This window comes from Curtobacterium sp. GD1 (assembly GCF_020882855.1).
In the GTDB taxonomy this organism is placed as follows: Bacteria; Actinomycetota; Actinomycetes; order Actinomycetales; family Microbacteriaceae; genus Curtobacterium.
In genome coordinates this window covers 58,408-78,537 of sequence record NZ_JAFEVQ010000012.1, presented here as the reverse complement: position 1 = coordinate 78,537, position 20,130 = coordinate 58,408, and the positions used below count along the sequence as shown (strand labels likewise).

Sequence of the window (20,130 nt, the reverse complement as noted above, 5' to 3'; positions counted from 1 at the left end):
ACTGATTCTCATTCTCAATTACGAACCGACAGTCCGTCGACGATCGCCTCGGTGTTCGACCGCATCATCCCGAGGTAGGTGGACGCGGGTCCGTCGGCCCTGAGCGACTCGGTGGCCAACGGGCGGATCTCGACGTGCACGTCGACCTCGTCCGCGAGGACCTGGGCCAACCGGGCCGGCTGCGAGGCGTCCGCGAAGACGGTCGGCACGCCGGCGTCCGCGATCGCGTCGGCGAGGTCCCGCAGGTCCGCCGCGCTCGGGGAGGCGAGCGTCGTCCCGCTCGGGATGACGGCTCCGACGACCCGGAACCCGTACCGGTCGGCGAGGTACCCGAAGACGTGGTGGTTCGTCACGAGGGCCCGCTGCCCGGGGCTGAGCGCGCCGAAGGCCTGCTCCATCTCCCCGTCGAGCGCGTGCAGGGCGTCGAGGTAGTCCGCGGTGCCGGTCGCCCGGACGCCCACGTCGCGGAGGTCGTCGTCGAGCGCCTCGACGACGTCGACCATCCGTGCGGGGTCGGTCCAGATGTGCGGGTCCGGGCCGCTGTCGTCCTCGGTCGTCCACTCCAGGGCGTCGACCGCGTCGCCGGCGGTGAAGACCGGGACGCCGTCGTCGGCCGCGGCCCGGACGTGCCGGGACACGCCCTCCTCGAGGCCCAGCCCGTTCTCCACCACGAGGTCGGCGGTGCGGAGTCGCGCGGCCTCCTGCGCGGAGACCTCGAACGAGTGCGGGTCCGCTCCGGCGGGCATGAGCACCATCACCTCGGCCGCGTCGCCGACGACCTCCGAGACGACGTCGCCGAGGATGTTCGTGGTGACGGCGACGAGTGGCCGGTCCTGCCCGGGAGCAGCGGTGCACCCGCTCGCGCCGAACGCGACACCCACCACGGCGAGGACCGTGACGACGACGGCCCGTGTGCGTGCCCGCGTCACAGTCCGACCTCCGCGAACGCGGCCGGGGCCACGCCGAGGTCGATGGTCCGGGCGACCCGCGCGCCGTCGGCGAAGTCGATCTCGTGCACGGTCCCCGTCCCGCGGTCGGCCAGGTAGGCGCGGTTCGCGTCGAGCTGCAGCAGGGGCGGGGCGTCGTCGGCGACGAGGGGGTCGGTCGCGACGATCGCTCCGGTGGCGAGCGTGTGCACCACCACCCGCCCGGTGTCGTCGACGCCGACCACGTGCTCGTCGGCGTCGTCGACCGCGGCGACGGCGCGGAGCGGGCGCTCGGTCGGCACCAGGCGCCACGAGTGTTCGCGGCTGTCGAGCAGCCAGAAGCCGGCGTCACCGGCCAGGCCCGCGACCGTCGGTCGTCCGGCGCGGGCGGCGAACGAGGCCGGCCGTTCGGCGCCGTCGGGCAACGGCACCGCCGTCGCGCCGTCGTCGTCCACGACCACCGCGCCGTCGGAACAGCCGACGACCGAGCCGGCCCGGGTGACGATGCCTCCGGCCGGGTCGGTGCACGCCGCCTCGGTGCCGGTCGGCGAGCCGTCGGCGTCGAGTACCCGGACGACGTCGTCGGTCGCGGCGACGAGGCGGTCTCCGTCGGGGAGCAGGACCCGTGCGTCGATCCGGGTCCGTTCCTCGACGGTCCCCTGGCCGAGCGCGGCCCGGTCGAGGACGACCGCCTCGTCCCGCTCCGGCCAGGTGATCGTCGTGGTCGTCTCGGAGGAGTGCACCTCGACCGGACCGCCCCCCGCCATCGTGCCGACGACCCGCGGCTCCGCCGCGTAGTAGTGGGTGTGGTCGCCGTGGTCGACCGTCCAGGCGCCGCCGTCCACGATCGTGGTGCGGCTGTCGGAGCTCGTCACGAGGAACCGGCCATCGGTGGCGGAGTGCGTGGGCACGTCGACGTCGTCGAGCGCGGTCGTCTCGCTGCTGAGCAGGTCGTGCAGCGCGGTCTCGCCCGTCTCGGACACGGCCAGGAGGCGCAGCTGCGGTTCCCGGGATTCGCTCGCCCCCTCGACGAAGCCGTGTGGCCGGGCGGTCGCGCTGGCGTCGCCGGGGGCCGTCCCTGACGAGCAGCCCGCCGTCGCGACGGTGAGTCCGACGACGAGGCTCGTGGTGAGCAGGGTGCGCGCGGGAGTGCGCCGGGTGAAGTGGGTCATGCTGCCTCTCGAGGTGCTGGTACTGCGGTCGGTGGTTCCGTCCCGGGGGTCCGGTCGCGGAACCGGGTGCTGAGCGACGCGGCCGTGCGCGAGAGGCCGACCCCGGCGACGGCGACGGCGGCGATGCTCGCTCCCGCGGCGGTGCCGAGGTGCCACGAGACGAGCAGCCCGACGAGGACGGCCGCGATGCCGATCCCGGCGGCGAGCACCATCGTCGAGCCGACGTGCCGGGTCCACGCGCGGGCGGCGGCTGCCGGGGCGAGGAGCAGTCCCACGACGAGCAGCGTGCCCACCGCCCGGTACGAGGCGACGACCGCGAGCGTGACGAGCCCGACCAGCACGATCTCGGCGGCCCGTGGGCGGAGGCCGAGGGTCGCGGCCTTCCGGACGTCGAACGCCGCTGCCGTGAACGGACGGTGGAAGAACACCGCGGTCCCGAGCGCCACCGCGACGGCGATCGTCAGGCCGGTGAGGTCCGCACGGGTGACGGCGAGGACGTCACCGAACAGGATCGCGGTGACGTCGGTCGCGAAGGACCTCGAGGAGGAGACGATGATCACCCCGAGCGCGAGCATGCCGACGAACAGGAGCCCGATCGACGTGTCGTACGAGAGCCGGGCCCGACGGCGGAGTGCGCCGACCCCGAGCACCATCACCGCGGCGCTGGCGGCGGCGCCCAGCGCGACGGGGAACCCGGTCAGCGAGGCGATCGCGACGCCGGGGAGCATGCCGTGCGACAGCGCTTCGCCGAGGAAGGCCATGCCGCGGACGAGGACCCACGTGCCGACGACCGCGCAGAGCACCGCCGCCAGTCCGCCGCCCACGAGGGCACGGACCATGAAGTCGACGGAGAGGGGATCGGTCAGCCAGGTCACGGTCGGCGACGCTACATGAAAATGACTATCGATACTGATAGTGTCCTCAGGTGCCCACGACGACCGACGCCGCCACCCTCGACGTCGCCGGACTCGTCGTCCGACGCGGCGACCGGACCGTCCTCGACGGGGTCGATGCGACCTTCCCCGCCGGTGCGGTCACCGCGCTGACGGGGCCGAACGGCTCCGGCAAGTCGACGCTGCTCGACGCGCTCGCCGGGGTCGTGACGCCGGATGCCGGGGCGGTGACGCGCCGCACCTCCGTCGGCGTCGCCTACGTGACCCAGTCGGTCCCGCCGAGCGCGCTCCCGCTCACCGTCCGTGCCACGGTCCGCATGGGCCGGTGGTCCGGCCGTCCGTGGTGGCGACCGCTCGTGCGTGCCGACCGCGACGTGGTCGACGAGCAGCTCGACCGGATGGGGATCGCGTCCCTGTCGGACCGGCCGCTCGACGAGCTGTCCGGTGGGCAGCGTCAGCGGACCCTCGTCGCGCTCGGACTCGCGCAGCGGGCGGGGGTGCTCCTCGTCGACGAGCCCACGGCCGGGGTGGACGCCGAGTCGGGTCGGCTCGTGGTCCGCGCGCTCGCCGACGAGGCAGCGTCCGGGGTCGTGGTCGTGCACGCCACGCACGACCCGACGGTCATCGCCGGAGCGGACCGGGTCGTCCGGCTCGGCTGACCGTGGCGACGCCGTCCGTCAGGACCGTCAGGGGCAGGCGACGGCGACGGAACCGGTCGCGGTCGTCTCCGCCGGAGCGGTGGCACCTGCCGGATCGGGGACCGCGGGAGCGGTGACCTGCGCCGGGGCGGCGCTCGAGCGGCGCGCACCCAGCGTGACGAGCACGATCGCCCCGACGACCGCGACCCCGCCGGCGAGCCAGAAGTCGACGGCCAACCCGAACGACGACACCGCGGCGCCGCCGAGCACCGACCCGGCCGCGATCGCCAGCTGGATCGTCGTCACGAACAGCGCGAGCCCGGTCTCCGACCCCGCGGGCGACGACGTGGACATCCAGGTCTGCATACCGAGCGGCAGTGCTCCCCACACGAGGCCCCACACGACCAGCAGGACGAACACCCCGACGACCGAGTGTGCGAGCAGCGGGAGCAGGACGACCGCGCCGGCGAGGACGAACTTCGCGGAGCCGATCGTGCCGAGGACGCTCCGGCCGAGCGTGAACCCGGCGACGAAGTTCCCGACGATGCCCGCGATGCCGAAGACCAGCAGCGCGACCGTCACGGTGTCCGCGCCGACCCCGACGAGGTCCTGCAGGTACGGCGCGATGTAGGTGTAGGCGGCGAACTGCGCGGTGAAGAGGAACGCGGCACCGATCAGGCCGACCCGGGCCCTGCGCACACCGAGCAGCGACCCGAGCGTGCCGAACCGGACGCGCTGCTGGGCGGGGATCCGCGGGAGCATCGCGAGCTGCAGGCCGAGCGCGACGAGCCCGAGCACGCCGCCGATCACGAACGCCAGCCGCCACGTGGCGAGGGATGACACGAGTGCGCCGAGGGGCAGGCTGACGACGGTCGCGACCGAGACGCCCGCGGTGATGAGGGACGTGGCGCGGATCACGGACTCGGGGCGCACGAGGCGTCCGGCGATCCCGGCGCCGATCGCCCAGAAGCCGCCGATGCCGACGCCGAGGAGCATCCGGGCCACGAGCAGCACCCAGAACGAGGGCGCCACCGCTGCGAGCGCGTCCGCGACGACGAGCAGCACCGTCAGGCCGACCAGGACGACCCGGCGGTCGAGCGCGGACGTCCACACGGTGACGACCGGCGCGGCGACCGCTCCGACGAGGCCGGTCGCGACGACCATGAGCCCCGCGGTGCCGACACCGACGTCGAGGTCGGCGGCGATGGCCGGCAGCAGGCCGATCGGGAGGAACTCGGACAGGACGAGGACGAACGATCCGAGTGCGACGGATGCGACGCTGAGCCACCCACGGCGCGTTGCTGACGAGGTCATGCGGGCGTCAAGCACTCGCCCGCGCGGTCCATTCCCGCGTGACGGATCGGGTCAGGCGTCGAGGGCCCGGCGCGCGGCGGCGACCACCTCGGCGTCGGTGACGAAGTGCGCGGAACCGTCGTCCGCGCCGCCCATCGGCACGCCCGCGTGGGCGCTGTCGGCGGCGGGTCGCTTCGCCGAGAGGTGCACGGCGGCGGCCCCCGTCGCGACCAGGGCGGGGACGTCGGCCGGGGTGACACCGGCGCCCGCCATGACCTGCACGGGCCCGGCGGCGTCGACCATGCGCGTGATGGTCGCGGCACCGGCCACCGCGGTGGGCGCTGCACCCGAGGTCAGCACCCGGGTGAACCCGAGGTCGGCGAGGGTGGCCGCGGCGGCGACGGGGTCGGCCGCGTGGTCGATCGCCCGGTGCAGGGTGACCTCGGCGGTCGCGCTGACCGAGCGTGCGGCGTCGACGAAGCGCCGGAGGGCGTCCTCGTCGAGCGTGCCGTCCGGACGCAGGGCACCGACCACGACGCCCGCTGCCCCGGAGCGCAGGACCGTGCGGACCTCGCGCACCATGAGCTCGACCTCGTCGGGGGTGTGCACGAAGCCGCCGGGACGGCAGCGGACGAGGGCGTGCGCGGGGATGCCGGTCTCGTGGGTCGTCTCGACGAGTGCCTGGGACGGCGTGAGACCACCGAGCTCGAGCCCGACGCAGAGCTCGACACGGTCGGCGCCGCCGTCCCGTGCGACGATCGCGCCGGCGGGTGAGGTGACGGCGATCTCGAGGGCGACGGGGGCGGCGGTGGTCACGCGATGGCTCCGAGCGGTTCGTTCGACGGCGGGATGATCCGGGCGCCGAGGTCCGGCGCCGACGGGAACACTCGATCGTAGGGGAACATCGGCCGGACGATCCTGTGGTGCCCGAGCCGCTCGAGGTCCTGGTCGACCCCGCCCGGCGTCAGCGCGAGCATCCAGTCGGCAGCCATGTCGAAGAGCTCCGGCTCGAGGTACCCGATCTTCACGATCACCACGTCGGCGTCCCGCGGGGCGAGGTCGAGGTCGGTGAAGTCGTGCTCGTGGTGGTACGGCTTGCGGAGCTTCGTCAGGATCGCGAACACACTGCCGACCTGCAGCACCACCTCGGTCTCGGCGTCGCGGTCGCCGTGCTTGATCGCGTGCACGCGGCCGGTCATCGTGATCGGCCCGGCGTGGACGGCGTCGACCGACGCCCCCGCCGTCACGGTGACCGTCGCACCGACGCCGGCCTCCACCGCCGCCGCGACGGCCGCGGGGCCGGGAACGCTCGCGTAGATCACCGTCGGGCCGTCGGGCTCCGCGAAGGCCGGGTTCGCCAGCACCTGCGTGAGCCCCCACGTCATGTCGCCCGAGCCGCCGGCGGTCGGGTTGTCGCCGGAGTCGGACACGAAGAACGGCCTCGCGGTGCCCGGCGCGAGCGCAGCGGCGAGACACTCGTCGAACGTGCCGGTCGGTGCGACGAACACGAAGTCCTCACGCACGTCCCAGAAGGCCCGCGCGAGTCGTTCGGCACCCGCGGCGACGGCGTCGGCGTCCCAGCCCGTGACCACGGTGACCGCGCGGTCGCGGGGCTGGTCCGCCCAGGCGTAACCGACCCAGATCGCCGCGTCGAGCACGCCCTCGGACTGCTCGACGAGCGGCACCTGCGCGTACAGGGACGCCGCGGGCTCGAGGCGCGTCGAGGTCTGCTCGCCGGGCAGGAGCACGGGGATCGGCACCCAGGCCTTCACCGGGCGCTGCTGCCCGAGCGGTCGGGTGGTGAGCACGTCGACCAGGTTCCGGACGGCGCGCTCCTTCGTCTCGAGGGCGTCCTCGTGCGGGGCCATCCGGTAGCAGGTGACGAGGTCCACCTGGTGCGCGAGCTCCGCCGTGACGTTGCCGTGCAGGTCCATCGACGCCGACACGATGACATCGGGACCGATCACCGCGCGGATGCGGCCGAGCAGGTCGGCCTCGGCGTCGTCCAGGCCCTCGACCACCATCGCGCCGTGGATGTCGTACCAGAGCCCGTCGACGTGCTCGGCCTCGACGATCGCTTCCAGCCGCGAGACGATCTCCGCCGCGAGCGACTCGTACGAGTCACGGTCCACGATCCCGCCCGGCAGTGCGTGCCCGATGAGCGCACCGCGGAAGTCGGCGTGCGCCGACAGGGGCCCGAGGAAGTCGTAGCGGGCCACGACCTCGTCCCCGCGGTCCGGGTGGAACGCCGGTGCGTGGGTGCGCGTCGGCGTGAACGTCGAGGTCTCGATGGCGAGACCGGCGATCGCGATGACCGGGCGGTGGGTGGCGGGTGCGGTGGACACGGGCTCAGACACGGACGTTCCTGTTCCTGGTGGTGGACTGGGGGATGGGCGCGGACAGTTCCTCGAGCGACGCGGCGAGACCTCGCTGCAGGGCGAACTGACCCGCCCCGACGAGCCCCGCGTCCGCGCCGAGCGAGACCGGCTCGATGACGAGGTGCTGCGTCATGAGCGGGTGGCAGCTCTCGTACAGCTGGCTCCGCACGGCGGCGATGAACGGGTCGAGGGTGGAGAGGATGCCGCCGAGGTACACGGCGTCCGGGTTGAAGAAGTTGACGTTCGCGGCGAGCACCTCGCCGAGGTACCGGCCCGCGAGCCGCACGGCCCGGGTCGCCTCGGGGTGGGCGTCCGAGGCCAGGCGGACCACGTCGGCGGTCGAGGAGACGTCGACCCCGGCGTCCGACAGGATCCGCACCAGGGCGGCTCCGGACGCGACGGTCTCGAGGCACCCGGTGTTCCCGCACGAGCACGGGGTGTCCCCGGCGGCGTCGATCCGGACGTGGGTGATGTCCCCGGCCGAGCCCGTCGCCCCGCGGTACAGCCGACCGTCGATGACGATCCCGGCCCCGATCGCCGAACCGGCCTTGATCGTGATGGTCTGCCGCCGGCCTGGGTCCTGCACGGTCTGCTCGCCCGCCGCCATGCAGTTCGCGTCGTTGTCGACGACCGCCGGCAACCCGAACCGCTCGGTCAGCCACGACGCCACCGGGAACCCGTTCCACCCCGGCATCCGGCTCGGCAGGTCGACCACGCCGGCCTCGACGTCGACCGGCCCCGGCAGGCTGAGGCCGACGCCCCGCAGCCCGTCACGACCGCGCTGGTCGGCGAGCCGCTCGAGCAGGGCGGCCAGCCGCTGGAGTCCCGCGGTCGGGCCGTCGGAGAGCGCGAACGGGACGTTCGCGACGGACTCGAGCGCGCCTCCTGGCAGGACGATGCCGATGCGCGCGTGCCCGCCGCCGACGTCCGCGGCGACCGCGTACTCGTCGACGCCGCCGATGCGGAGCACCTTGCGGGGGCGGCCGCCGGTCGAGACGTCGGTGCCCTCCTCGGCGAGCAGACCGTGCGACAGGAGCTGCGCGACCACGTGGGACACGGTCGAGGGGGCGGCGCCGAGCAGCGCAGCGATCTCCGTCCGACTGGAGGCCTGCCCGGACGCGACGAGCTCCAGGACGCGGGCGCTGAGGTCCGGCACGACTTTCTCCAATCCGGGCGGAACACGGCGGGTGACCACCGACTGCCGCGAGCCTAACCGGCAGATCGACCGGTCCACCCTTTCGCCCGAACGGCAGAAACGAACTATTTACACGGAGATGTTTGTTTTTCCAACGGCTTTGGACATTGACTGTCCCCGTGCCGCTCGGCACGCGTGCTCCACACCCCGAACCTCCCACGCACCAGGAGACACACATGACCAAGCCCCGTCGCTGGGCGCTCCTCACCGGAGCCGCGATCGCCGTGAGCGCGCTGCTCGCCGGCTGCTCCGGGGGCGGCAACGCCTCGTCCGGCAGCAGCTCCGACACGATCGACTACGCACTGCCGGCCAACTTCACGCCGAACTGGATCCTCCCGATCGGCACCGCCGCGCACCTCAACACGAACAACGGCTCGATCGCGCAGTCGCTGTACGAGCCGCTCGTCGCCTACGACGGCTCCACCGGCAAGATCGCGTGGAACAAGGCCGGTTCGGTCGCGACGGACGCGACGTTCGCGAGCGACTCGAAGAGCGTCACGGTCACCCTCGGCGACCGGCACTGGTCCGACGGCAAGCCGATCACGAGCCGGGACGTCGAGTTCTGGTTCAACCTGATCAAGGCGAACAAGGACGAGTGGGGCTCCTACTCGAAGGGCAAGGCGCCGGACAACTGGACCTCATTCACAGCCGACGACGACACGCACTTCACGATCACGTTCGACAAGGCGTACAACCCGGACTGGATGCTCGCCAACCAGCTGAGCCACATCATCCCGCTGCCGCAGCACGCCTGGGACAAGACGAGTGCGAGCGCGAAGGTCTCCGACGCCGACGAGACCGCGTCCGGTGCGAAGCAGGTGTGGAAGTACCTCAACACCGCCGCCGGCAAGATCTCCGACTACGCCAGCGACGACCTGTGGAAGACCATCTCCGGGCCCTACGGCGTGAAGACGTTCACCACGGCGGGCAAGGTCACCCTGACGGCGAACACGAAGTACGACGGCGGCGAGAAGCCCTCGATCACGACGGTCAACCTGCTGCCGTTCACCACGACGGACGCCGAGGTGAACGCGGTCCGCTCGGGCGAGGTCGACTACGGCTACATCAACGCCACCGACATGGACCAGAAGTCGTCCTTCACGTCGAAGGGCTACGACGTGCAGCCCTGGACCGGCTGGGCGATCACGTACATGCCGTACAACTTCAACAACCCGGACATGGGCGCCGTCTTCAAGCAGCTGTACGCCCGCCAGGCCGTGCAGATGTCGATCGACCAGACCTCGCTCTCCAAGGTCGTCTTCAACGGCACCGCCACCTCGACCTACGGGCCGATCCCGCAGGCGCAGGAGTCCGACTACGTGTCGAGCACGCAGAAGGACAACCCGTACCCGTTCAGCACGAAGAAGGCCAAGGCGCTGCTCGAGTCCCACGGGTGGGCGGAGCAGGGCGGCACGATGGTCTGCACCGACCCCGGTACGTCCGACAGCCAGTGCGGCGAGGGCGTCAAGCAGGGCACGAAGTTCACCATGAACGTCCTCTCGCAGTCCGGCTCGACCGTCACCGACAACATGATGAGCGCGATCCAGTCCTCGCTCGCGAAGACCGGCATCGGCTTCACCATCAAGACCGCGCCGGTGTCGAGCGTCCTGTCGCAGACCCCGACCTGCACGAGCGACGAGGCCAGCTGCGACTGGGACCTCTCCTTCTTCGGCACCGCGGGCAGCTGGTACTTCCCGGCCTACCCGACCGGTGAGTCGCTCTTCCAGACCGGCGGTTCGGCGAACTTCGGCTCGTACTCCAACGCTGACGTGGACAAGCTCATCGACGCGACGACCACGTCGCCCGACGCCACCGCCGTGCAGGACTACAGCGCCGCGGTCGCGAAGGACCTGCCGGTGATCTGGCTGCCGAGCCCGGATTACCAGATCTCGGTCGTCAAGCAGGGGCTGACCGGGTTCGACCAGGACTCGCTCGCCAACTTCCACCCGGCTCAGTGGAAGTGGTCGAAGTAACCACCTGACACCCTCTGGAGGCGCGGTGCGGGTCCGACCCGCACCGCGCCTCCCGGGGCCCACCGCACCAACCCAGACGACGGAAGCCGCATGACCACAGCTCTCTACCTCACCAGGCGCGTCCTGCAGGCGCTCGCGGTGATCCTCATCGTCACGATCGTCGTGTTCTGCCTGCTGCACGCCCTGCCGGGCGGGCCCGCCCGCGGCGTGCTCGGCGTCTCCGCGACGCCCGCGCAGATCGCCGCGTTCAACACGGCGCAGGGGCTCGACCAGCCGCTGCCCGTGCAGTACCTCCGGTTCCTCGGACGCCTCCTCACCGGCGACCTCGGCACGTCGTACACGCTCAACGAGCCGGTCTCGCAGCTCATCACGGAGCGGCTGCCGAAGACCCTCGTCCTCACCGGGATGTCCGCGGTGCTCGGCATCGTCCTCGCGATCCCGGTCGGCATGTGGCAAGCGGTCCGGCGCAACGGCGCGGTCGACTACGCGGCCACCGCCCTGGCGTTCGTCTTCTACTCGACGCCCGCGTTCTTCCTCGGGCTCGTCCTGATCATCGTCTTCAGCCAGCAGCTGCCCTGGCTGCCGTCCCAGGCACCGAGCGGGAACACCCTCGCCGAGGTCTTCCAGGACCCGGCCGGGCTCGTGCTCCCCGTCGTCACCGGTGCCCTCGCCATGATCGCCGTCTTCAGCCGGTACATGCGGGCCTCGACGCTCGAGAACCTGCAGGAGGACTACGTCCGCACCGCCCGCGCCGGCGGTGCCTCGACCGCGGCGATCCTGCGCCGACACGTGTTCCGGAACTCGCTCACCCCGGTGGTGGCGATGCTCGGGTACTACCTGCCGGTGCTGTTCGGCGGGGCGCTCGTCACGGAGCAGCTGTTCAACTACCCCGGCATGGGGCTCCTCTTCTGGAACGCCGCGCAGACCTCGGACTACCCGACACTGCTCGGGTGCGTCCTCGTCATCTCGATCGCGACCGTGGTGGGCACGCTGCTCGCCGACGTCGCACAGTCCTTGATCGACCCCCGAGTGAAGGCAGGCCGCGCATGACCGCACAGCTGGCACCCGAAGCCCCCGGAGCGGCGTCGCTCGTGCAGCCCGTCGCCGCCACCGGCTGGCGCCTCGCCGTCCGCCGCTTCCGCCACAACACCCTCGCGGTGATCGGCCTCGTCGTCATCGTCGTCATCGTGCTGTTCTGCTTTGTCGGCCCGTTCCTGTACCCGACCGACCAGACGCACACCCAGCTCTCCCAGGCGAACCTCGCCCCCGGCGCCGCGCACCTGCTCGGCACCGACGCCGTCGGGCACGACGTGCTCGGCCGACTGATGTTCGGCGGCAAGGTGTCGCTGATGGTGGGCATCGCCGCCGGCGTCCTCGCCACCGTCGTCGGCACCCTCTGGGGCTCGATCGCCGGGTACGTGGGCGGCTGGGTCGACGCGGTGATGATGCGCGTGGTCGACGCCGGCATCGCGATCCCGGCGCTCTTCATCCTGCTCGTCATCTCGGCGATCACGACGCCCGGTGTGTGGGGACTCATCGTGATCCTCGGCTTCGTGTCGTGGCTCGTGCCCTCCCGGCTCATCCGCGCCGAGACGCTGACGCTGAAGAACCGCGACTACGTGCTGACCCTCCGCGCCATCGGCGGGTCGCACGCCCGCGCGATCGGCCGCCACCTGCTGCCGAACTCGGTGTCCACGATCGTCGTCGCCGCCACGTTCCAGGTCGCCGACGCGATCCTCCTCGTCGCCTACGTCTCGTACCTCGGGCTGGGCGTGCAGGCACCCGCGACGGACTGGGGTGGCATGCTCTCGGCAGGACTCACCGCCGCCTACTCGGGGCGGTGGTGGCTCATCGTGCCACCGGGTCTCGCCGTGATCCTGGTCGTCTGCGCGTTCAACGCCGTGGGCGACGGGCTCCGGGACGCCTTCGACGTGAGGGGCCGTTGATGTCCATCCTGACCACCACCGACCTCGGGGTCTCCTTCAGCACGGAGTCCGGCACGGTCGACGCCGTCCACGGGGTCTCCCTGCACGTCGAACCCGGTGAGACGCTCGCGCTCGTCGGGGAGTCCGGTTCCGGCAAGTCCACCGTCGCCCTCGCCGCGATGGGGCTGCTGTCCGGCAACGCCACCGCCACCGGCAGCGCGGTCGTCGACGGCCACGAGATCGTCGGCGCCGCCGAGCCCGCCCTGCGTTCGCTCCGCGGCAGCACCGTCTCGATGGTCTTCCAGGAGCCCGCGACCGCCCTCGACCCCCTCACCCGCGTCGGGGCGCAGATCGCCGAGGTCATCCGGAACCACGGCGACGTCTCGGCAGCGGACGCCGCGGCACGAGCCGTCGACCTGCTCGACCGGGTCGGCATCCCCTCGCCCGCGCAGCGCGCCAGGGCGTTCCCGTTCCAGCTGTCCGGCGGCCAGCGGCAGCGCGTGGTCATCGCGATGGCGATCGCGAACTCGCCGAAGCTCCTCATCGCCGACGAGCCGACGACGGCCCTCGACGTCACCGTGCAGGCGGAGATCCTCGAGCTGCTGCGTCGCCTGGCGGCCGACACCGGCACGGGAGTCCTGCTCGTCACCCACAACATGGGCGTCGTCGCGGACTTCGCGGACCGGGTCGCGGTCATGCTGCAGGGGTCGATCGTCGAGACGGGCTCCGTCGAGGACGTCCTGCTCCGGCCGGAGCACGAGTACACGAAGCGGTTGCTCGCGGCGGTGCCGCGGCTGGCCGTGGCCGAGGCCGGTGCGTCCGGTGCGTCCGGCGTGGCCGTCACGTCCGGCGCGGCCGTCGCGTCGGGTGCGTCCGGTGCGTCCGGTGCGTCCGGCGTCGCCGTCGCGTCCGGTGCGTCCGTCGCGGACGGTTCGGACGGGAGGCGCGGCGCGGCCCCGGTGGTCGACCTGCGGGACGTCTCGGTGACGTTCGGGCGCGGGGCGCGCGCCGTCCACGCGCTGCAGGGCATCGACATCGCCGTGCACGCCGGCGAGACCGTCGGCGTGGTCGGGGAGTCCGGTTCCGGCAAGTCCACCGCGGCCCGGGTCGCGCTCGGCCTCGTCAAGCCGACGTCCGGCAGCGTGCACCTGTTCGGCTCCGACCTGCGGACGGCTCGTGGTCGCGACCGCCGAGCGCTCCGGTCGGGCATCGGCGTCGTGCTGCAGGACCCGGTGGCGTCGCTCGACGCCCGGATGTCGGTCGCCGAGTGCATCGCCGAACCGCTCGCCGTGCACCGTCGCGGCATGTCCTCCGCCGACCGTCGGAAGCGCATCGACGAGGTCCTCGACGCCGTCCGGCTGCCCCGGACCCTGGCGTCGCGTGCACCCCGGGAGCTCTCGGGCGGGCAGCGGCAGCGCGTGTCCCTCGCCCGGGCGCTCGTGCTCTCGCCGCGGTTGCTCGTCGCCGACGAGCCGACCAGTGCGCTCGACGTCAGCGTGCAGGAGACGGTGCTCGAGGTCCTCCGCGAGCTGCAGGACGACCTCGGGTTCGCGTGCCTGTTCGTCTCGCACGACCTCGCCGTCGTGCAGCAGTTCGCCGAGCGGGTCGTCGTGATGCGCCAGGGTGTCGTCGAGGAGCAGGGCACGACGGGTGCCACCCTCATGCACCCGACCACCGACTACACCCGACGGCTGCTCGCCGCCGTGCCCGTCCCCGACCCGGTGGTGCAGCGGCAACGCCGGGTCGAGCGACTCGCCACCCTCGGGGCGGTGACCGCGTGAGCGAGGTCGTCGCCGGCGTCGACGTCGGCGGGACGAACACGAAGGTGGTCCTCGCGAACCCGGCGCTCGAGGTGATCGACCGCATCGACCTGCCGACGCCTGCCCACGCGGGTGGCGCCGCGATCGTGACGGCCGCCCTCGGTGCCGTGACGGACCTGCTCGACCGGCACCGCGCCTCCGTGACCGGTGTCGGGGTGGGCGCTGCCGGCGTCGTCGACGCGAGCACGGGGACGGTGCTCGTGACGGGCAACTCATTCACCGGCTGGGCTGGTTACGGCGTGACGGACGCGGTCACGTCGGCCCTCGGCGTCCCCGCGACGCTCGACAACGACGTGAACGCGTTCCTCCTCGGCGAGGTCGCCGCCGGTGCCGTGGCGGGGGAGCCGGACGTGCTCGGCATGACGCTCGGGACCGGGGTCGGCGGTGCGCTCGTGCTCGGCGGCTCGCTGTTCGCCGGGCCCCGTGGCGCGGCGGGCGAGATCGGCCACGTCCCGGGCTTCGGCGACGCGGTGTGCACCTGCGGGCAGGTCGGCCACCTCGAGACCATCGCCGGGGCGCGCGGCATCGCCGACCGCTACGCCGAACGGACCGGTCGCCGGGTCACCGTCCGCGAGGTCGCCGACGCCGCACGCGCCGGGGACCCCGACGCCGCCGCGGTGTTCGAGACCGCCGGCTGGGGGCTGGCGCGTGCTGCCCTGCTGACGGCGGGGATCCTCGACGTGACGACCATCGTCATCGGCGGGGGGATCGCGCGGTCGTGGGACCTGCTCGAGCCGGCCATCAGCGCTGCCATCGCCCTGGAGCCCCCGGTGAGCGGGGCGCCGATCCGGCTGGCCCTGTCGTCGCTGGGGTCCGACGCCGTGGCGCTCGGTGCCGCTGCGCAGGTACGGGACCTGGTGCTCGGGAGCGCGCCCGCGCGCTGAGGCGACCGCTTCCCGGAACGACGAGGAGCCGGCCTGGACCACCTGATCGCGTGGCCCAGACCGGCTCCGGTCGTGGGTGCTGTCGGCGGGAGGACCGCCGACGGTCGGGTCAGACCCGACGGGCCCCGACGCGGGGGAGCAGCAGGCCGAGCACGATCATCGCGACGGCGAGCACCAGGTGCAGCACGTTGTCGGCGCTGTTGAGCGGCACGAAGTTCGCCGGGTCGGCCATGCCGGCGGTGAACAGGCCGTAGACGAACAGGACCGCGTAGACGATCCCGCCGACGAGCAGGTAGAGCCGGGCGCCGCGAGCGCTGCGGGCCGCGAGGAGCCCGACGACGCCGAACAGCAGGTGGACGATGTTGTGGAGCACGGACACCTGGAACGTGCCGAGCAGGAGTGCCATCGAGCCGTGGCCGGCCACCGACATCGTGCCCATGTCCATCGTGAGGCCGGGGATGAACCCGGCGATGCCGACGATGAGGAAGACGATCCCGAAGACCAGGGCGCCCTTCTGCGTCCAGGTGGAGCCACGTCCGATGCGGTTCGTTGCTGCGTTGCTGGTCATGATGCGACCTCTCTCTCAACGAGGGCCGGAGCGCCGGTGCGCCGGCCCGGGCGCTCATGACGCCCACAGTGCATTCGGAGCATGTGCCCGGTCGGTTTGCAGGTACTTCGCGACCCACACGTCCGCGCGCTGGCCGTGCCTGGGGCCTGAGCCGTCGCGGAGGGGACGCCGGGCATCGTGGAGCGCATGAGCCAGTACGACAAGCGCGATCCGAAGACCCTCTACCCCGCCCCGCCGTACCCGGAGCAGGAGCAGTCGCTCCCCGGGGCCGCGTGGAAGATGGACCCGAAGCCCGATCACGGCGAGGAGAGCTACGTCGGGCTCGGTCGCCTGAAGGGCTTCCGGGGCATCGTCACCGGCGCCGACTCGGGCATCGGCCGCGCCGCCGCCATCGCACTTTCCCGCGAGGGCACCGACCTCGTCCTCTCCTACCTGCCCGACGAGCAGGAGGACGCCGAACAGGTGCGCGACCTGCTCGAGGGCGAAGGGCGTCGTGCGGTGCTCTTCCCCGGCGACATCTCCGACGAGCAGTACTGCACCGACCTCGTCCAGAAGGCCGTCGACGAGTTCGGTGGCCTCGACACCCTCGTCATGGTCGCCGGGCGGATGGACAGCAACGACGACATCCTCACGCTCACGACCGAGCACTTCGACTCGACCTTCAAGACGAACATTTACTCGCTCTTCTGGCTGACCAAGGCCGCCGTGCCGCACCTCGAGCCGGGATCCACGATCGTCACCACCGGGTCGATCCAGGCGAGCACGCCGTCGCCGGACAAGATCGACTACGCGGTGTCGAAGGGCGCGATCAAGCTCTTCACCGAGGCCGTCGCCCAGCAGCTCGCGCCGAAGGGCATCCGCGTGAACTCGGTCGCTCCGGGACCGGTGTGGACGCCCCTCCAGCCGGGGTCCGACGACGCCGAGACCGTGGCGCACTTCGGCGAGCAGTCGCCGTTCGGCCGCCCCGGTCAGCCCGCCGAACTCGCTGCCGCGTACGTGCACCTCGTCAGCCCCGAGTCCAGCTACCAGTCCGGGTCGACGATCACCGTCGCCGGCGGCACCCCGGCCTTCTAGGAGGACACGATGAGCGGGACGACACACGTGGTCCTCGTCGCCTGGGACGGCGACGCAGCCGACCGGTCGGCGCAGGCCGATGCCATCGTGCGCGAGCACCTGCCGCGGATCGACGGCGTCGAGTCCGTGCGGTCAGGCGAGAGCATCAGCACCGAGGGGCTCGAGGGCGGTTTCGACTGGATGCTCGTCGTCCGGTTCCGGGACCGCGCGGCGCTCGCCGGGTACCTGCCGCACGAGGAGCACCAGCCCGTCGCCGCGTACATCCAGGGCGCGAGCGAACGCGTCGTGGTCTTCGACGTCGAGGACTGACGTCGGGGTGGTCGTCGGGCGTGCCGATCAGCGCGACCCGACGACCGCCGTCCGCCGGGCCATGGCGTTGCCCGATGCGCGCACGAGCACGGCGATCACGAGGAAGCCGACGAGCAGCGCCGCGCAGTACAGCGCGACGCCGCCGTACCCGCCGACACGGGCCGGGTTGAAGAACGGGTAGGGGTAGAACCCGACGACCGCGCCGCGCACCAGCGTGTACGCGGTGTAGACGGCGGGCACGATCGCGGCCGCCCAGACCATGGTGAACGGCTGCCGGTGCCGCGGGCGGTCCACGAACCAGTCGACCACGACGGCCGCCGGGACCACCATGTGGTGCACGACGTTCACCCACGGCAGGAGCTCGCCGAGGTCGGCACCGGCCAGCAGCGTGTTGAACACGATGCCGACGAACGCCAGGTAGACGACCGCGGCACCGCGCGCGACCTCCCACCCGCGCGACGACGGGACACCCCGCAGGAGCCGGACGGCGCCGATCACGAACACGGTGCTGGCGTAGAGGTTGCCGAGGATCGTGAAGTAGCTGAAGACGCTCACGAGGCTGAAGTCCACCCGCACGCTCAGCACGACCTGGGTGACGACCCCGGCGACGGACGCGGCCGCGAGCGCGAGGCGGACGGCAGCCAGGACGGTCGTCTTCATGGCGCCACCCTACCGATCGCCGGTACTCCCGGACGGATCGGTCACCCGACGAGCGACTGCGTCCCGAGCACGACCGCCAGCGCCAGCCGTTCGGCATCGGCGCTCCCCGGCTCCGCGGTGTACGCGAGCACCGTCAGGTCATCGGTCGCGATCCGCAGGGTGTCGCAGTCGAGGGCGATCCGGCCCACCGCCGGGTGCTCCACGACCTTCCGTCGGCCGGAGCTCTGCGGCGGTGCGGTGTCGCCGGTGTCCCACAGCTCGACGAACCGCTCGCTCGCGGCACGGAGGTCCCGCACGAGCTGCCGCAGCCCGCGGTCGAGCGGGTACCGGGCGACCGTGAGCCGGAGCTCGGCGACGACCGAGGCCTCGAACGCCCGCTGCTCGGCGTCCGAGTGCACCGCCCGGCTGCCCGGACCGACGAGGTGGCGCCACGTGGTGTTCCGCTCGTGCCCACGGAGCGCACCGACCGGCCCCATCAGCGCGTCGTACGGCCCGTTCGCGGTGAGGATGGTGCCGGCGGCGTCGAGCACCGCGACCGGGGTGTCCGACAGCCGGTCGAGCAGCCGCTGCACGCTCGGCGGGATCCGCGAGGGCACGACGTCGGCGCCGGGGGCGGCGTGCCCGGCGAGCCGGAACAGCAGCTCGCGCTCCGCGTCCGCGACCCGGAGCGAGCGGGCCAGCGCCTCGACCACCTGCGCGGACGGCGAGGTCGCCCGCCCCTGTTCGAGCCGGGTGAGGTAGTCGGCCGAGATCCCGGCGAGGGCGGCGAGCTCCTCGCGACGGAGTCCGGCCGCGCGCCGACGGCTCCCCGCGACGACACCGACCGTGTCCGGCGCGACGTGGTCGCGCAGCCGACGGAGGGTGCGGCCGAACTCGGTGTGTTCCACGGCTCCAGTCTGCGACCCGTCGCGCCCGCTGTCCTGGGTCCAGCAGTCCTACGACAGCGGGACGGCTCCCCGAGGGCGCTCGCCGGAGCGACGCTGGGGCCATGACAACGACATTCGTCACCGGGGCCACTCGCGGCCTCGGCAAGGAGACCGCCCGCCAGCTCGCCGCCGCCGGCCACACCGTGTGGATCGGCGCCCGCGACCTCGACACCGGCCACGCGGTGGCCCACGAGATCAGCACGGGACCGAACGCGGTCCGTGCCGTGCAGCTCGACGTCACGGACGACGCCTCGGTCGCCTCGGCGTTCGCGACCATCGGTGCTGCCGGCGGTCTCGACGTGCTGGTGAACAACGCCGGCATCGGCAAGCTCGGGCTGGACGGACCGGAGGCACTCGAGGTGTTCGACACGAACGCCGTGAGCGTCGTCCGCACGACTGAGGCCGCGCTGCCGCTGCTGCGGTCCTCGGCCGCCCCGATCGTCGTGAACATCTCGAGCGCGCTCGGTTCGTTCGCGGCCAACCACGACCCGGAGAAGCCGGCGTCGCAGTACCAGGCGATCGTCTACGGCGCGAGCAAGGCGGCGGTGTCGATGCTCACCGTGCAGTACGCCCGTGCCGTTCCGGAGGTCCACTTCGTCGCGGTCGAGCCCGGGTACACCGCGACCGAGTTCGGGGGTGTTCCGAACCCGCACGGCCGTCCGGTCGAGGTCAGTGCGGCGACGGTCGCCGCGGCGGCCGCCGCGGGCCCCGACGGTCCGACGGGTGTCTTCCTGGAGGACGGTGCGCCGCTCGGATGGTGACCATCCGACGAACGGGAGGCGCGGGTCGGGCCCGCACCGCGCCTCCCGGCCCGCAGGTCCCTACGATGAGGACGTGGCTGACGCGACCGAACCGACCGTCCTGCTGACCGCCTTCGAACCGTTCGGCGGCGACGCCGTGAACCCCTCGTGGGAAGCCGCGCAGCGGCTCGCGGCCGCGTGGGACGGCCCGGCGACGCTCGTCGTCGAGCAGCTGCCGGTGGTCTTCGCTGAGGAGCGGTCGCGGCTCGCGGCGGCGATCGCGAAGCACCGTCCCGCCGTCGTCATCGCGACCGGGCTCGCTGCCGGACGGGCCGCGGTGACACCGGAGCGCGTCGCGATCAACGTCATGGACGCCCGGATCCCGGACAACGCGGGCGCGCAGCCGGTGGACGAGCCGATCGACCCGTTCGGCGCCCCGGCAGCGTTCAGCGGACTGCCGATCAAGCGGATCGTCCGGGACGTCCGGGTGGCCGGGGTCCCCGCTGCGGTGTCCAACACGGCGGGGACGTTCACCTGCAACCAGGTGTTCTACGAGCTCATGTCGTTCGCCGACCGCGAGGGCTTCCGAGCCGGCTTCGTGCACGTCCCGGCCACCCCGGACATCGCCGGGGACGGCCCCTCGCTCGACCTCGACCGGATCGTCACCGCGCTCGACGCCGTGGTCCGCGCCTCGCTCGACCCGGCGCCGGACATCGTCGCCGAGGGCGGCGCGGAGTCCTGACCCGCGCCGCCCTC

The 20,130-nt window shown here is 72.6% G+C and carries 20 protein-coding genes; 10 read left to right on the top strand and 10 right to left on the bottom strand.

All coding sequences use genetic code 11. From position 1 onward, the window contains the following. Positions 1-14: 14 nt before the first annotated feature. The 3 genes from JSX79_RS08650 to aztB are packed head-to-tail and all read right to left on the bottom strand — an operon-like array spanning position 15 to position 2,973. Positions 15-929, bottom strand: a complete 915-nt coding sequence (locus tag JSX79_RS08650; protein WP_308061366.1) for a metal ABC transporter substrate-binding protein — start codon at positions 927-929, stop codon at positions 15-17. Continuing rightward, entirely contained in the window at positions 926-2,098 is a 1,173-nt protein-coding gene (locus JSX79_RS08645) for an ABC transporter (protein ID WP_229085840.1), read from the bottom strand. Before JSX79_RS08645 ends, JSX79_RS08650 begins: the two co-directional genes overlap by 4 nt. Then, entirely contained in the window at positions 2,095-2,973 is an 879-nt protein-coding gene (gene aztB, locus JSX79_RS08640; protein ID WP_229085839.1) for a zinc ABC transporter permease AztB, read from the bottom strand. The genes JSX79_RS08645 and aztB overlap by 4 nt, the downstream gene beginning before the upstream one ends. A gap of 50 nt (positions 2,974-3,023) precedes the next feature. On the opposite strand from aztB, the gene aztA reads away from it, so the two are divergent. Then, complete coding sequence (gene aztA / locus JSX79_RS08635; RefSeq protein WP_092388040.1) at positions 3,024-3,650, top strand: zinc ABC transporter ATP-binding protein AztA; 627 nt, start codon at positions 3,024-3,026, stop codon at positions 3,648-3,650. Positions 3,651-3,677: 27 nt separating this feature from the next. Here aztA and JSX79_RS08630 read toward each other — a convergent pair whose 3' ends face one another. The 4 genes from JSX79_RS08630 to JSX79_RS08615 are packed head-to-tail and all read right to left on the bottom strand — an operon-like array spanning position 3,678 to position 8,456. Next, positions 3,678-4,943, bottom strand: coding sequence for an MFS transporter (locus tag JSX79_RS08630; RefSeq protein ID WP_229085838.1), 1,266 nt, complete (start codon positions 4,941-4,943; stop codon positions 3,678-3,680). A gap of 51 nt (positions 4,944-4,994) precedes the next feature. Continuing rightward, on the bottom strand, positions 4,995-5,738 hold the full coding sequence (locus JSX79_RS08625; protein WP_070417284.1) for a copper homeostasis protein CutC: 744 nt from the start codon (positions 5,736-5,738) through the stop codon (positions 4,995-4,997). Further along, positions 5,735-7,279: a M81 family metallopeptidase gene (locus JSX79_RS08620; RefSeq protein WP_229085837.1), complete on the bottom strand. Its 1,545-nt coding sequence runs from the start codon at positions 7,277-7,279 to the stop codon at positions 5,735-5,737. Before JSX79_RS08620 ends, JSX79_RS08625 begins: the two co-directional genes overlap by 4 nt. Further along, positions 7,272-8,456, bottom strand: coding sequence for an ROK family protein (locus tag JSX79_RS08615; protein ID WP_229085836.1), 1,185 nt, complete (start codon positions 8,454-8,456; stop codon positions 7,272-7,274). Before JSX79_RS08615 ends, JSX79_RS08620 begins: the two co-directional genes overlap by 8 nt. Before the next feature lie 215 nt (positions 8,457-8,671). Here JSX79_RS08615 and JSX79_RS08610 point away from each other — a divergent pair, with 215 nt between their 5' ends. The 5 genes from JSX79_RS08610 (at position 8,672) to JSX79_RS08590 (ending at position 15,097) form a co-directional block, all read left to right on the top strand. Next, complete coding sequence (locus JSX79_RS08610; protein ID WP_071296454.1) at positions 8,672-10,468, top strand: peptide ABC transporter substrate-binding protein; 1,797 nt, start codon at positions 8,672-8,674, stop codon at positions 10,466-10,468. A 90-nt stretch (positions 10,469-10,558) separates the two neighbouring features. Continuing rightward, positions 10,559-11,518 (top strand): ABC transporter permease, encoded by a 960-nt coding sequence (locus JSX79_RS08605; protein WP_071296453.1) that lies wholly within the window; start codon positions 10,559-10,561, stop codon positions 11,516-11,518. After that, positions 11,515-12,414, top strand: coding sequence for an ABC transporter permease (locus JSX79_RS08600; protein WP_071296452.1), 900 nt, complete (start codon positions 11,515-11,517; stop codon positions 12,412-12,414). Before JSX79_RS08605 ends, JSX79_RS08600 begins: the two co-directional genes overlap by 4 nt. Further along, positions 12,414-14,174: an ABC transporter ATP-binding protein gene (locus JSX79_RS08595; protein ID WP_229085835.1), complete on the top strand. Its 1,761-nt coding sequence runs from the start codon at positions 12,414-12,416 to the stop codon at positions 14,172-14,174. The genes JSX79_RS08600 and JSX79_RS08595 overlap by 1 nt, the downstream gene beginning before the upstream one ends. Beyond that, complete coding sequence (locus tag JSX79_RS08590) at positions 14,171-15,097, top strand: ROK family protein (RefSeq protein WP_229085834.1); 927 nt, start codon at positions 14,171-14,173, stop codon at positions 15,095-15,097. The genes JSX79_RS08595 and JSX79_RS08590 overlap by 4 nt, the downstream gene beginning before the upstream one ends. Positions 15,098-15,206: 109 nt before the next feature. On the opposite strand, the gene JSX79_RS08585 is transcribed toward JSX79_RS08590, so the two are convergent. Further along, on the bottom strand, positions 15,207-15,665 hold the full coding sequence (locus JSX79_RS08585; RefSeq protein ID WP_229085833.1) for a DUF4383 domain-containing protein: 459 nt from the start codon (positions 15,663-15,665) through the stop codon (positions 15,207-15,209). A 186-nt stretch (positions 15,666-15,851) separates the two neighbouring features. Between JSX79_RS08585 and JSX79_RS08580 the strand changes: the two genes are divergently transcribed. Together JSX79_RS08580 and JSX79_RS08575 are read left to right on the top strand one after the other, a co-directional pair. Continuing rightward, entirely contained in the window at positions 15,852-16,739 is an 888-nt protein-coding gene (locus JSX79_RS08580) for an SDR family oxidoreductase (protein ID WP_229085832.1), read from the top strand. Positions 16,740-16,748: 9 nt separating this feature from the next. Beyond that, the gene (locus JSX79_RS08575; protein ID WP_083403494.1) at positions 16,749-17,048 is read left to right on the top strand and encodes a Dabb family protein; all 300 of its coding nucleotides are present in this window, start codon (positions 16,749-16,751) and stop codon (positions 17,046-17,048) included. 27 nt (positions 17,049-17,075) lie between these two features. Here the strand turns inward: JSX79_RS08575 and JSX79_RS08570 are convergent, their stop codons facing one another. Next, the gene (locus JSX79_RS08570; protein WP_229085831.1) at positions 17,076-17,708 is read right to left on the bottom strand and encodes a Pr6Pr family membrane protein; all 633 of its coding nucleotides are present in this window, start codon (positions 17,706-17,708) and stop codon (positions 17,076-17,078) included. A gap of 41 nt (positions 17,709-17,749) precedes the next feature. Continuing rightward, positions 17,750-18,595 (bottom strand): helix-turn-helix transcriptional regulator, encoded by an 846-nt coding sequence (locus tag JSX79_RS08565; protein ID WP_229085830.1) that lies wholly within the window; start codon positions 18,593-18,595, stop codon positions 17,750-17,752. A 101-nt stretch (positions 18,596-18,696) separates the two neighbouring features. On the opposite strand from JSX79_RS08565, the gene JSX79_RS08560 reads away from it, so the two are divergent. Next, positions 18,697-19,395, top strand: coding sequence for an SDR family NAD(P)-dependent oxidoreductase (locus JSX79_RS08560; RefSeq protein WP_229085829.1), 699 nt, complete (start codon positions 18,697-18,699; stop codon positions 19,393-19,395). A gap of 73 nt (positions 19,396-19,468) precedes the next feature. Next, on the top strand, positions 19,469-20,116 hold the full coding sequence (pcp, locus tag JSX79_RS08555) for a pyroglutamyl-peptidase I (protein WP_229085828.1): 648 nt from the start codon (positions 19,469-19,471) through the stop codon (positions 20,114-20,116). The last annotated feature ends 14 nt before the right edge of the window (positions 20,117-20,130 follow it).